The sequence below is a fragment of the Archangium sp. genome (genome assembly GCF_036277355.1).
Classification (GTDB): domain Bacteria; phylum Myxococcota; class Myxococcia; order Myxococcales; family Myxococcaceae; genus Archangium.
On sequence record NZ_DASUNC010000130.1, the window covers coordinates 99700 to 111654 of the forward strand.

12 protein-coding genes are annotated in these 11955 nt (G+C 70.6%); 5 read left to right on the forward strand and 7 right to left on the reverse strand.

The window, feature by feature from the left end; all coding sequences use genetic code 11:
• Nucleotides 1–3 precede the first annotated feature (3 nt).
• Genes VFZ09_RS31735 through VFZ09_RS31745 form a run of 3 tightly spaced genes read right to left on the reverse strand, consistent with a single transcriptional unit; the run spans nt 4 to nt 2809 of the window.
• Nucleotides 4–630: a hypothetical protein gene (locus tag VFZ09_RS31735; RefSeq protein WP_329731455.1), complete on the reverse strand. Its 627-nt coding sequence runs from the start codon at nt 628–630 to the stop codon at nt 4–6.
• 9 nt (nt 631–639) lie between these two features.
• A complete protein-coding gene (locus VFZ09_RS31740) occupies nt 640–2079 on the reverse strand; it encodes an aldehyde dehydrogenase family protein (RefSeq protein WP_329731456.1) in 1440 nt (479 codons plus the stop codon).
• Between the two features lie 55 nt (nt 2080–2134).
• Nucleotides 2135–2809 carry a TetR/AcrR family transcriptional regulator gene (locus VFZ09_RS31745; RefSeq protein WP_329731457.1) on the reverse strand — a complete coding sequence of 225 codons (675 nt, stop codon included), beginning with the start codon at nt 2807–2809 and terminating at the stop codon, nt 2135–2137.
• 106 nt (nt 2810–2915) lie between these two features.
• On the opposite strand from VFZ09_RS31745, the gene VFZ09_RS31750 reads away from it, so the two are divergent.
• Both VFZ09_RS31750 and VFZ09_RS31755 read left to right on the forward strand, forming a co-directional pair.
• Nucleotides 2916–3542, forward strand: coding sequence for a phospholipase D-like domain-containing protein (locus VFZ09_RS31750; protein WP_329731458.1), 627 nt, complete (start codon nt 2916–2918; stop codon nt 3540–3542).
• Between the two features lie 46 nt (nt 3543–3588).
• Nucleotides 3589–4947: a sensor histidine kinase gene (locus tag VFZ09_RS31755; RefSeq protein WP_329731459.1), complete on the forward strand. Its 1359-nt coding sequence runs from the start codon at nt 3589–3591 to the stop codon at nt 4945–4947.
• 57 nt (nt 4948–5004) lie between these two features.
• On the opposite strand, the gene VFZ09_RS31760 is transcribed toward VFZ09_RS31755, so the two are convergent.
• From VFZ09_RS31760 to VFZ09_RS31775, 4 genes are all read right to left on the reverse strand, one after another.
• Nucleotides 5005–5682, reverse strand: a complete 678-nt coding sequence (locus VFZ09_RS31760) for a helix-turn-helix transcriptional regulator (RefSeq protein ID WP_329731469.1) — start codon at nt 5680–5682, stop codon at nt 5005–5007.
• A gap of 80 nt (nt 5683–5762) precedes the next feature.
• Nucleotides 5763–6665, reverse strand: a complete 903-nt coding sequence (locus VFZ09_RS31765; protein ID WP_329731460.1) for a fatty acid desaturase — start codon at nt 6663–6665, stop codon at nt 5763–5765.
• Between the two features lie 110 nt (nt 6666–6775).
• Nucleotides 6776–7240, reverse strand: coding sequence for a helix-turn-helix transcriptional regulator (locus VFZ09_RS31770; RefSeq protein WP_329731461.1), 465 nt, complete (start codon nt 7238–7240; stop codon nt 6776–6778).
• A gap of 325 nt (nt 7241–7565) precedes the next feature.
• On the reverse strand, nt 7566–8324 hold the full coding sequence (locus tag VFZ09_RS31775) for a hypothetical protein (RefSeq protein ID WP_329731462.1): 759 nt from the start codon (nt 8322–8324) through the stop codon (nt 7566–7568).
• 247 nt (nt 8325–8571) lie between these two features.
• Here VFZ09_RS31775 and VFZ09_RS31780 point away from each other — a divergent pair, with 247 nt between their 5' ends.
• The 3 genes from VFZ09_RS31780 to VFZ09_RS31790 form a co-directional block, all read left to right on the forward strand.
• Complete coding sequence (locus VFZ09_RS31780) at nt 8572–9024, forward strand: hypothetical protein (protein ID WP_329731463.1); 453 nt, start codon at nt 8572–8574, stop codon at nt 9022–9024.
• 288 nt (nt 9025–9312) lie between these two features.
• Nucleotides 9313–11055, forward strand: a complete 1743-nt coding sequence (locus tag VFZ09_RS31785; RefSeq protein WP_329731464.1) for a HEAT repeat domain-containing protein — start codon at nt 9313–9315, stop codon at nt 11053–11055.
• Between the two features lie 49 nt (nt 11056–11104).
• The coding region (locus VFZ09_RS31790; protein WP_329731465.1) for a ParA family protein at nt 11105–11955 on the forward strand (851 nt) is incomplete at its 3' end.

Consider the following 11955-nt stretch of genomic DNA (forward strand, 5'->3'; position numbering starts at 1 on the left):
GGCTCAGGACCGCCGCTCCACCGTTGCCCCCAGCCGCTCGAGCAACTCGCGGTACCACGTGAAGGCCCGCTCGGTGCGTCCCGGCAGGGCATGGGTGCCCCACAGCACGGTGAGGGTGCGGCGCGTGCCGGCGTGCGTCTTGGTGCGCTGCGCGTCCTTCACCGCGTTGGCGCAGGGGCCCTCCGCGTCGAAGAGGCACAGCAGTCCTCCGAGGTCGATGCTCTGCCCGGAGGCGTTGAAGACATACGAGGCGCCCTCGGGGGCGATGCCGATGCGCAGGGGCTCCTTCGCCCGCTCCGGGTCCACCACGCTGATGGGCAGCCCGCTGTGCAGCGACACCGCGTTGCACACGTCCACCGCCGCGTTGATGGAGCCGAGCGTCCCATCCCCCGCCGCCCGCACCAGGTACTCCGAGGCCGGCTTGCTCCGGCCCGTGGGCTTGAAGCCGCCATGGCGCAGCAAGTCCCTCACCGCGCCGCGCACGGCGTCATCGGCGCTCAGGGGCGCCGGAGCGTCCAGCTTCAGCAGCGCCACCAGCCACTCGGGCGAGGGCTGCTCGGACAGGGGCTTGGGGAAGGTGGCCTCGAAGGCCACCGTGTCCAGCAGGGGATGGGAATCGACGGTGAGCACGCGGTCCTTCTACTCGAAGAGGCGGCTGGCCATGCGCTGCATCTTCTTCGCCTTGTCCGTGTACGGCGGGAAGAAGGTCTGCAGGAAGGCAATGGGGCCCTGGCGCAGCACCGCCCGTTCGTGGCTGAACGTCCGGAAGCCGTACTCGCCGTGGTAGTTGCCCACGCCGCTCTCGCCGATGCCGCCGAAGGGCAGGTCCGCGTTCGTCAGGTGCACCACCGTCGTGTTCACGCACGTGCCTCCCGCGGACGTCTCGGAAACGAGACGATCCACCGCCGCCTTGTCCTGGCTGAAGATGTACATGGCCAGGGGCTTGGTGCCCGCGCGGATGTGCTGAATCGCCTCCTCCGTCCGCTGGTAGCGCAGCACCGGCAGCACGGGGCCGAAGATCTCCTCCTCCATGATGGGGGCCTCGGGCTTCACGTCCGCCAGCACCGTGGGGGCGATGTAGCGGCTGGAGGCGTCCACCACGCCGCCCGTCACCACGCGCACCCCGCTGGCCACCGTGCGCTCCAGCAGCCCGTTCACCCGGGCGAACTGCGCGTCATCCACCATGCGGCAGAAGTCCGGCGTGGCCTTCCGCGCCTCCTCCGTCTTCCCGTAGAAGCGCTCCAGCGTCTCGCGCACCTTCGCGAGGAACTCCTCCTCCTTGGAGGCGTGCACCAGCACGTAGTCCGGCGCCACGCACGTCTGGCCGCCGTTGAGGAACTTGCCGAAGGCGATGCGCTCGGCCGCGGCCTTCACGTCCGCGTGCTCGTCCACCACCGCGGGCGACTTGCCGCCCAGCTCCAGCGTCACCCCGGCCAGGTGCTTCGCCGCCGCCTCCATCACCTTGCGCCCCACCCGCGGGCCTCCGGTGAAGAAGAAGTGATCGAAGGGCAGCTCCAGCAGCGCCTGGCTCTCCTGCGCGCCTCCCTCCACCACCGTCACCTCGGACGGGTCGAACACGTCCCGGACGAGCTGCGCGATGAAGGCCGACGTGTGCGGCGTCTTCTCGCTCGGCTTCACCATCACGCAGTTGCCCGCCGCCACCGCCGCCACCAGCGGGGAGAGGGTCAGCTGGAAGGGGTAGTTCCACGGCGCGATGATGAGCACCACGCCCTTGGCCTCGTAGCGCACCTCGCTGCGCGTGCCGGCGAGCAGCATCGGCGTGCCCACCTTGCGCGGCTTCATCCACTTCGCCAGGTGCTTGATGGCATGGTCCAGCTCCAGCAGCACCAGCAGCATCTCGCTCGTCTCCACCTCGGCCGCCGGCTTGCGGAAGTCCGCGTGGATGGCCTGATAGAGCGCCTCGCGCCGCTCCACCACGGCGCGCCGGAGCTTCCTCAGCTTCTCGACGCGCTCCTTCGCGCTCGTCCTCGACACCTCCCAGCGCCGTGCCCGCAGGCGCTCGAAGCTCTCCTGGAAGGGATTCTTCCGGCCCTGCTCCTCCATGCTCACCACGCGCATCGCGTCCTCTCCTCGGGAAGGTCTTCTGGGTTGAAGGGTTGGAAAAGCGTGTGACTCAGCGGGACTCCAGCCCGCGCAGCGAGGTAGTGAGCGCGTCCGCCAGCTCCCGCGTGAAGTCCACCCGGAGCGGCTCCAGGTGGGGGGCGGCCTCGTGCACCTCGCGCACCACCGGGGACAGGTCCGCCATCTGCCGCAGCCCCACCACCAGCGCGTGCACGTGCAGGAAGAAGCGCACGCCCTCGCCCGCCTTCAGGAAGGGCAGCCGCTTCTCCACCAGCGTCCCCGCCCGCACCACCGCCTCCAGCAGCCGCTCCTTGAAGGTGCGCACCTGCTCCACCGTGACGTTCTGCTCCAGCACCGTCTGCAGCCTCGCCAGCAGCCGGGTGAGCGGCTCCTCCCCCTCCAGCGTCTCCGCCACCGTGCGCGCTACCCGCGCCCCCGTCCACCGGCCCTCGCTCCGCCCCAGCGCCTCCTCCAGCCGCGCGAACCACGCGAAGAGCTGCTCCTCCAGCAGCGCCAGGAAGAGCGCCTCCTTCGTCGGGAAGTAGAGGAACACCGTCCCCTTGGCCAGCTTCACCCGCTCCGCCACGTCCGCCATCTTCACCTCGTCGTACGAGGTGGCCCGGTACAGCTCCAACGCCGCGTCCAGCAGCTGCCGCCGCCTCGCCTCCTTGTCCTCTTCCTTCCTCGCCCGCTGCGGCATCACCCGCTTCGCCGTGTTGCTGACCATGAGTCATTGCGTAAGGGGCACGCCTCCGGCTGTCAAGTGACCTGAGGTCATCTGTTCACGAGCGGAGAAACTCGCGGTGGCCCGGCCGGTGTGCGAGCATGTGGGCATGCGTCCCATCCAGGCGGAGTTGCTCGACGGCGGCGCGCTGTACCGGGAAGTGGTGCTGGGCAAGCTGGCGCACGCGCGCGAGTCGGTGTGGATAGCCACGGCGAACGTGAAGGCCATGTACGTGGAGCAGGCGGGAGAGTTCGTGCCGCTGTTGCAGGTGCTGGACGGGCTGGCGGCGCGAGGGGTGGCGCTGCGGCTCTTGCACGCGGAGCTGCCCAGCCGGCCCTTCCGGGCGGAGTTCGACAAGCGCTCGAGGCTGGTGCGGGGCGGGTTGGAGCTGAAGGTGTGCCCGCGGGTGCACTTCAAGACGGTGCTGGTGGACGGGGCGTGGGCGTACCTGGGCAGCGCCAACCTCACCGGGGCGGGGCTGGGGGCCAAGGGCGAGGACGTGCGCAACTTCGAGATGGGCTTCGTCACCGAGGACTTCGACGTCATCGACCGGGTGACGGCGCTCTACGAGTCGGTGTGGAGCGGGGCGGAGTGCCGGGGCTGCCGGCTGCGCGCGGTGTGTCCGGACCCCATCCTCCCCGCGAGCGCACGGCCGGCGAAGAAGGAGTCCCCCGGCGGCATCCAGCTGGGCAAGGCGCGGCGGTTGGTGCGCGGACGCGGCCGGCCGGGCCGCTAGAGGGCCCGTACATTCCCACTGTCCGGAATGTTACAATCGCGTCCCGATGACGGCTGATGCCTCTGGGATGCAGGCCCTGCGCCGGGTGAAGCGGAAGAACTACTTCGTCTGTGCCGCCCTCCTCTTCGGGGGATTCATTGGCCACGGCCTGGCGGCGGGCGCCTTCTCGCCGGCGCTCGCGCTGGCGTACGGGGGGTGGGGCGCGGGCTTCCTGGGCATTGGCCTGGCGGTGGGGGCGGGGTGGATCTCCGTGGGGGCGACGGGGTTCTGGTCCGGGTCCGTGTCGCTCGTGGCGGCGACGGCGCTCGTCCACCTCACGGGGGGGCCGCTCAGCCCCTGCTTCCCGATGCTCAGCGCCATCCCCTTCGCCATCGCCATCTTCACGCCGGACACCCGCGTGCCCACGGTGGTGGCCTGCGGGGGCATGCTGCTCTCGGTGGCGGTGCTGGACGTGCTGGCCGGCCTGCCGGCGCGCGAGCTGCTGGCGCACATGGCGAGCTTCGGGCTGATTGGGGCCATCGCCGTCGCGGGCTCGCACACGTACCGGCGCATGAGCGACGCGGAGAAGACGGCGCAGCAGGAGCGGCTGGTGGCGCAGCAGGAGCGGCTGGTGGTGCTCGAGCAGCTGGCCGAGAGCGAGCGCCGCCGGATGAAGGCCGAGCGCGAGCGCGTGGAGGTGGACCGGCTGGTGCTGGTGGGGCAGCTGGCGGCCGGGGTGGCGCACGAGGTGAACAACCCGTTGGCCTTCGTGAAGTCCAACCTCGGCTTCCTGGAGCGGGAGCTGCGCACCGAGGGCGGACCGTTGGACGTGGGCGAGCTGCGGGACGTGGTCGCCGAGACGCAGGATGGGGTGATGCGCATCCAGCAGATCGTCATGGACCTGCGGCGCTTCTCGCGGGAGATCGACGAGGGTGACGAGGGGCAGGCGGAGGATGCCATCCAGGAGGCGAGGCGGCTGGCCTCGGTGCGGCTGCGGGGCCTGGGGGACGTGACGCTGGAGATTGGCGCGGGGCTGCCGCCGGTGCGGCTGGGGCAGCGGCACCTGGTGCAGGTGCTGTTGAACCTGCTGGTGAACGCGGCGGACGCGGTGGAGGACGCGGAGCCGGCGCGCCGGGCGGCCATCGCGGTGAGGGCGCGGGAGGTGGAGGGCGGGGTGCGGTTGGAGGTGGAGGACAATGGCCCGGGGATTCCCCAGGAGGTGCTGGCGCGGCTCTTCGAGCCCTTCTTCACCACGAAGCCACCGGGGAAGGGGACCGGGCTGGGGCTGGCGCTGTGCCGCGAGTACGTGTCGCGGGTGGACGGCTCGCTGCACGCGGAGAACCGCCCCGAGGGGGGCGCCCGTTTCGTCCTGTGGTTGCCAGCGGCGGGCGAGCACGTCTCCGCTTCGGCCTCCGCCGCGGCGTGAATGTGCCCATTTCCCCTCTCCCGAGGGGAGAGGGAATATGGAGGGAATATTGTGGACTCAGGGCGTCTTGCGGTGCCGGGCCCGCCAGGCGCTGGGGGACTCGCCGGTCATCTTGCGGAACAGGCTGCTGAAGTGCTGGAGCGAGGCGCACCCCACCTCCACGGCCACCGAGGTGAGCTTGGCATCGCTCTCGAGCAGCAGCGCCTGCGCGGTGCGCACCTGCACCGTGTTGAGCTCGGCCTGGAAGGAGGTGCCGGCCTCGCGCAGGCGGCGCTGGAGCGTGCGCTCGGACATGCCCAGCTCCCGGGCCACGTCCGCGAGGCCGGCGTCCACCAGCCGGTGGCGCAGCACCCGGTGCAGCTCGCCGAGCAGCGGGTGCTGCCCCATCTGCTGCATCACCAGGTCGTTCAGCTCGTTCATCAGGGCGCGGGACTCGGCCTCGGGGCGGCCCAGCCAGGCGAGCGCCTCATTCGCATCCGCGAAGGCCCGCGTGGGGTAGCCGGAGCTGACGAGGCTGTAGAAGCCGCCCACCACCGCGCCCGCCATGCCCTCGGGGCGCACCAGCGCCTGGCGCCTCACCGTCTGGGAGAAGCCGGAGATGCGCGGCGCCATGTACTTCACCAGCACGGACAGGCCGTTGGCGTCCGGGGCCTCCACGCGGCTGGCGTCCACCAGCGACAGGTGGGGCGCCGCGGGCGCCAGCTCCACGTCCAGCACCTGGGTGAGCCGCTGGATTTGCGACTCGCCGGGCCTGCCCCACACGGTGAACCCGCACAGCTCGGGCGTGGCGTACCAGTGGAAGAAGTTCTCTCCCGTCAGATAGCGGCCGATGGGGTCTCGGAGGTAGTCGTCGAGTCCTTCTGCGGGGCGCACGGCGCGGGAGCATAGCGCTTGAGGAGCCGGACCACCCAGGACGGATGGATGGGGGCCAGCGGGGTTTGCAGTGCTGGACGAAGCAACCCCTCGGAAGCCAGCCGCTCGGTGAGGGCCGGCAGCTCCCGCCAGGGCGCCTGGGGGCGCAGGTGGTGGGCCTGGTGGTAGCCGGCGTTGAAGCACAGCAGGTTGTACAGCCGGGACGTGGACGTCACGGCCAGCGAGTCCCGGCGGGTGGCGTCCGTCTCGTGGTGGGCCGCCAGGTTGAGCAGGTGGATGGACAGCTGCCCCGCGAGCATCATCCCGAAGTAGGACAGGGCCAGCCAGGGCCGCCACAGCGCGAGCGCCACCAGGGCGCCCTGCAGCAGGACGAAGTCGAGCACCAGCTCGGCGCGCTGGCCCTTCCTCTGGCCGGCGGCCTTCCACACCTTGCCCAGCAGCCCATAGGGCCAGAGCCAGGGGGTGAGGGTGGAGCGCACCAGGTACGTCACCGCGCCCTCTCCGGCCCGGCGCCGGCCCCAGTCCCCCTCTCCATCGTTGTACCGGTGATGGTTGAAGTGGTGGAGGTGGTAGCCGCGGTAGGCGAAGCCGCACGCCACGCCGAGCGTGCGAGACACCAGCCACCGCAGCGCCCGGGGGCGGGCGATGGGCTGGTGCATGTGGTTGTGCAGGACGGCGTAGTTCCAGAAGAGGAGGAGGAAGCCCGTCACGAGCAGCGTGACGCGGCCCGTCATGGGCAGGGTGTCCCAGCTCACCAGCAACGCGGCGAGCCAGGTGCACCAGAGGCCATGGACGGCGAGGTGGGACACATCCAGCGTGGGGGAGGCGGAGGGGTGGTGGGACATGGCCCCTTCGATGTACGCACGCGGGGTGTGAACTGCTTCATTGCAAGCGCCAATCGGTTGCGCCAGCGCGAAAATCCGGACGTTCCCGGCCCCCTCTGACAGGCGGTGGATCAGTCCTCGCCCTCGCGGCGCAGGGTGGAGGCCATGAGAGAGAGGGCGCGGATCTGCGTGCTGTTGAGCTTGCGCACGTTGCGCAGCAGGCGCCGCATCGCGGGCTGCTCCTGCTCGGCCGGGGGCGGGGGCTCCTCCCAGACGGGAGGCTGGGGCGAGCTGAGCGCGAGCATGGCATCCGCGGACATGTGCAGGGCCAGGCAGATGCGGCGCAGCGTGGGGACGCTCGGCATGAGGAGTCCCCGCTCCAACCGGCCGTAGACCTCGGTGGCCACGCCGATGCGCTCGGCCACGTCCGCCTGCGTCAAGCCGGCCTTGAGCCGGGCTTCCCGGGCCGCGTCTCCCAGGGCCTTGGACAGCTTCAGCTTCGCCTCGCGCTTGCTCCGGCGGGGGCGCGGGGGAGCGGGAGGGGGAGGGGGAGGGGTCTGCTCGGGGGGGACTTGAAAAGTAGTCTTCGACGCCATGGCTCCGTCCTGACTCCTCGCTGGCTTATATGACTTCGCAAGTCATGTGTCAGCGGCGACTTCGGAAGTGGGTTGAGGGGTGAAGGGGGCACGAAAGGAAAGAGGCTCCCGGCGCGTGTTGGTGGCACGTGCCGGGAGCCTCTCGAGGCATCAAGGAAGAAGCCGTGCTCCTCCCAACGGATGCCCATGGGTGTTGGCAGGGGCCCGGTGTCACCCGCACCTGGCCCCTGCACGAGCCAACCGGTGGCGCTACCCGGAAGGACTCGCGTGTCTCGTGTTACCTCTCAGCTTGAGTCTGGCAGCCCCACCTGTCAAGTCACCTGCGTCAAGGATTCAGGGCCTGCGGAGGACGCGGAGCGCTGTACCCCGGCAGGTAGCATTTGCCCTCCAATTCGTAGGCATCGTCTCCGCAGGGCGGACGGGCCGCGATCTCGACCCAGCAGCCACCGCGGAGGACGATCTCGTGCCGCGACTTGCACGGTGGGCGGTTCTGACCCCGGAAGGGCCCCTGGGGCATGGGAAGGGCAATGACATCCGTTCCGTTCGTGTAGAGCGCCGAGGCGGGGTCCGGGCCGTCCACGGTGAGCACCGGCGGCGCGACGGCGGGCGTGGTGGGCCCTGGCGTGGCGTGCGTCCACGGCGTCACCCCGAGCGCCAGCAGCAGGGCGATCAGGGCTCCTCCGCTCGGGGGGCGCGAGCGCGGAGGAGAGGGCTTCTGGGGTCCGGCCGTCAGATGGTCCCGCGCCTCGGGGCGTGTGTCGATGCGCATCAGTGCCACCGCCCACCGCTCGAGCATCCACGTGAGCTGCCGGGGTTGTCCGTTCGCGGGCGCGCGCTCCACCTCCAGCGCGAGGTAGGGCGGGGTGACGTTGGCGGTGGCGCGCACCTGCCAGTCCTCCTCCGCGCGCAGATCTCCTTTCGGTGCGGGCATGAGCACCAGGGCCGGGTTGCCCGTCTCGGTGTTGCGCGCCTCGTACAGCCGGCCCAGTCCGCCACCGATGCCACGGTAGCGTTTGAGGACGCGGTAGGGTTCCGGGGGTCCATCGTCCGGGTGGATGTCTTCCTTCTCGTCTTGCTGCTCCATGGGGTGTCCTCCCGGAGAAGACTCCTAACACACCGGGCTGACCAATCGAGTCGGGTGGAAACAGCGGGAGGTCTCGGACCACGTGTGCCCTGGGGGGCGGTGGACGCGGGGGGGCCGGCGAACCTGTTGGCTGGAAAGAGCGCAAGAGGTCTTGAGCTCTTGTTCCCTACCCGTGATGTTTTGTATACCAACAGTGAAGCCGGGAAAGTTCTTGTCCGGCTCGTTCAATACGAGAGGAGACCTACCTATGAGGTTCAAGTTCACGCCTGCTCTGGTCGTTACCGGGTTGCTCGTTTGTGTTGGGGGCGCGGCCGCGTCCGTCGGCAAGCAGAGTCTGGATGACGCTGGAAGCCAGCAGGGCGCGACTGCGCTGACCGGTGTGCAGACGGTTGAGTCCGCACCGGTCGAGATCCCCTCGGGCTCCACCGCCTCGGTACGTGCCTACTGCCCGTCGGGCATGCGCGTCATTGGCACCGGGTTCTACAGCTCCATCACCGATGTGGGGTTCGTGAAGGCCTATGGCTCGTTCGTCGGCGGCTTCTTCAACAACAAATCTTCCATCCCCGTCTCCGTTCATGTGCAGGCGATCTGCGCATTGGAGACGTCGGGGCTGACGGCGCTCTCGAAGAGCGAGGACTTCGAGCGTGACGTGCGCCAGCTCTCCGAGCAGTGGCAGCTCATGCAGCAGGACGCCAGGTAGCGTTCATTCCAGTGCGGCCGGGCTGTCCGCGAGGCGGCCCGGCCCGTGTGTGGAGCGGTGGACGCACCCCTCCCTGATCGCGCGGAGGCCCGAGAAATCGGCCCCGGCGCGATTGTCAACTCCCGAGGTGGGTCAGGACGGAAAAGTCCCAACCATTTCAGGGGTTTACCTCGCATGACGGTCTGACATATGGTGGCGCGCTCCCGGGGTCCCCCGGGTACCGGAGTCCCCGCGTTCCCAGGCGCGGCGGGCTCCTGGCGTGCCCCGGTAGGGAGGGCTGTTCAGGCCGTGAGCGAAGAGCGTCCGGACGCGCTGCTCAAGAGCGCACTCGAAAAGATCGTCTACTTCGAGGCTCGTGCCGAGCAGCTCAACCACGAGCTGACGTCCACGCGCGAGGAGATGGAGCACCTGCGGCGCGAGCTGGCCCAGTCCGAGGAGCGCGAGCTGGCGCTGCGCCGCGAGGTGGCCGGGCTGGAGGTGCGCCTGGGCCGCATGGCCTCCGAGCGCGAGGAGCTCACCCGCCTCAACCAGGCCCTGCGCACCGAGCGCAGCCAGCTGCTCGGCAAGCTGCTGGAGGCCAGCCGCATCCGCACCTCGGACGGCCGTGAGCGCGAGGAGGAGGACGACGACGGCCTGGGCATCGACCTGGCCTCGTTCATCTCCCAGCTGCGCAGCGAGGCGCTCGAGCGTCCCGCCGTGACCGCGTCCGCGCCGTCCGCCCCCGCCTACCCGTGGCCCTCCCAGTCCGAGCCGCAGCGCCCGCAGGAGGTGGAGCAGCCCGCTCCCGCGCTCGCGATGGTGTCGGCGTCCGGCTCCGCCGCGAGCGTCTCCCCGGTGATGCAGCACGCGCAGCGCCTCTTCCTGGAGGGGCGGCTGGCGGTGAGCCCCGGGCAGATGGCGGAGCTGTCCGGCGGCGGCGACGAGACGCTCTTCGGCTTCTCCGTGCGCGAGCTGTCGGCGCCGGATGCCACCTCGCGCGTGCGCGCCGCCGAGCGCCTCAAGGCCCTGGGCCAGCCGGCCGCCGCGCCCGCCCTGGCCACGGCGCTGCACGCGGAGAAGGACCCCTCCGTCCAGGTGGCCCTGCTGGCCGCCTTCGCCGAGGTGGGCAAGGAGGAGGGCGTCCTCGTGGTGTCGCCCCTGCTGGCCTCCAACGTCCCCGAGGTCCGCATCGCCGCCCTCAAGGCGCTGCTGAGCATCGCGCCCCAGGAGGCCGCGCCGCACCTCGCCCAGGCCGTGAAGGACCCGGACCGCTCCGTGCGCCGCCGTGCCTCACTGCTGGCGCTGGGCCTGGAAGGGGAGGGCGCGCGCCGGCTCGGCGAGGAGGCCATCCACGATCCGGACTCCGAGGTGCGCAGCCTCGCCGCCCTGGCGCTCGGCGCCGGCAGCGGGGAGCACGCCCGCATGCTGCTGCTCGAGGCCCTCAAGGATGACGAGGTGCGCGTGCGCCGTTCCGCCGCGCAGAGCCTCTCGCGCATCCTCGGCCATGACGTCTCCGCCGTGGTGGACATGGACGAGGGCCGGCGCCGCCGGGAGATCCGCCGCCTCGCCACGCTCCCCGTGCAGCCCGTGCGCGCCTCGCTCCTCCCGAAGCCCGCCCCCCGCGCCGCCGCGCCCGTGGCCGCTCCCGCTCCCGTCGCCCCGCCGGCCGTGCGAGCTCCAGTGCCCGTCGCTGCCCCCGCTGCCGCCGTGCGTCCCTCGCCGGCTCCGTCCATCGCCCACCGGGCCGCGGTACCGGCCGCTGCTTCCGCTCCGGCCCGGGGCTCGGCCCAGCAGGCCGTCCGCACCGCCGCGGCTCCCACCTCCGCGCCAGCCCAGCCCGTGGCGCGTCCCGCCGCGCGCCAGCCCGTCTCCCCGGTGGAGGCCCTGTGTGGACCGCTGATGTCGGAGATTCGCGCGGCCATCCGGGGCCGCTCGCTCGGGGAGCTGGCCTCCGGCATCTCCGCGCCCCCCGAGCTGGCCGAGGAGGCGCTCACCCTCCTGGTGGCCAGGGGAGCGATCATCCGGCGAGGTCACAAATACTTCGCCGCTTGAGGCAAGGTATGACCTCCCCGGTCTCGACGAAGGGTTCTGAGGATTCTCCATGGACGCGCCGACGTACAGCTCCAAGCAGGTGGCCGAGATGCTCGGCTTGCCACCGAAGTCCATCGCCTCGGCGCTGAAGCAGGACAGCTACACGGGCGCCGAGGTCTGGGCCCTGCGCACGCAGCTGGGCGCGTTCCCGCCGTCACTCGGCCGCCGCAAGCAGCTCTTCCTCAACTTCAAGGGCGGCACGGGCAAGACGTCCCTGTCCACCTCCTACGCCTGGCGCCTGGCGGAGCTGGGCTACAACGTCCTCATCGTCGACCTCGACAGCCAGGGCCACGCCACCAAGTGCCTGGGCTTCGAGGGCGAGGACTTCGACAAGACGCTCCTCAACGTCCTGGTGCGCAAGTCGCCCATGTCGGAGGTCATCCAGAAGTCCTCCCTGCCCAACCTGCACTTCGTCCCCTCCAACCTCACCATGTCCACGGTGGACCTGGCGCTGATGCCCATGGCGGGACGCGAGTTCAAGCTGCGCAACGCCCTCAAGGAAGTGGAGGCGCAGTACGACGTCATCGTCTTCGACGCGCCGCCCTCCTTCGGCCTGCTCAACCTCAACGCGCTGATGGCGGCCAACGACTTGTTCGTCCCGGTGCTGGCCGACTTCCTCTCCTTCCACGGCCTCAAGCTGCTCTTCGAGACGGTGCAGAGCCTGGAGGAGGACCTCAACCACGTGCTGGACCACGTCTTCATCGTGGTCAACTCCTTCAACGCCACCTTCAAGCTGGCCAAGGAGGCGCTGGAGGCGCTGCAGACGCACTACCCGGAGTACCTGCTGCCCACCATCATCCGGCAGTGCACCAAGTTCGCCCAGGCCTCCAGCGAGGGCCGGCCCGTCTTCGTGGCGGACCC

Excerpts from the sequence above, each read along its gene's own strand:
- VFZ09_RS31740 (WP_329731456.1), bottom strand. The coding sequence starts at position 2,079 with ATGCGCGTGGTGAGCATGGAGGAGCAGGGCCGGAAGAATCCCTTCCAG.
- VFZ09_RS31745 (WP_329731457.1), bottom strand. The coding sequence starts at position 2,809 with ATGGTCAGCAACACGGCGAAGCGGGTGATGCCGCAGCGGGCGAGGAAG.
- VFZ09_RS31755 (WP_329731459.1), top strand. The coding sequence starts at position 3,589 with ATGACGGCTGATGCCTCTGGGATGCAGGCCCTGCGCCGGGTGAAGCGG.
- VFZ09_RS31750 (WP_329731458.1), top strand. The coding sequence starts at position 2,916 with ATGCGTCCCATCCAGGCGGAGTTGCTCGACGGCGGCGCGCTGTACCGG.
- VFZ09_RS31765 (WP_329731460.1), bottom strand. The coding sequence starts at position 6,665 with ATGTCCCACCACCCCTCCGCCTCCCCCACGCTGGATGTGTCCCACCTC.
- VFZ09_RS31770 (WP_329731461.1), bottom strand. The coding sequence starts at position 7,240 with ATGGCGTCGAAGACTACTTTTCAAGTCCCCCCCGAGCAGACCCCTCCC.
- VFZ09_RS31775 (WP_329731462.1), bottom strand. The coding sequence starts at position 8,324 with ATGGAGCAGCAAGACGAGAAGGAAGACATCCACCCGGACGATGGACCC.
- VFZ09_RS31780 (WP_329731463.1), top strand. The coding sequence starts at position 8,572 with ATGAGGTTCAAGTTCACGCCTGCTCTGGTCGTTACCGGGTTGCTCGTT.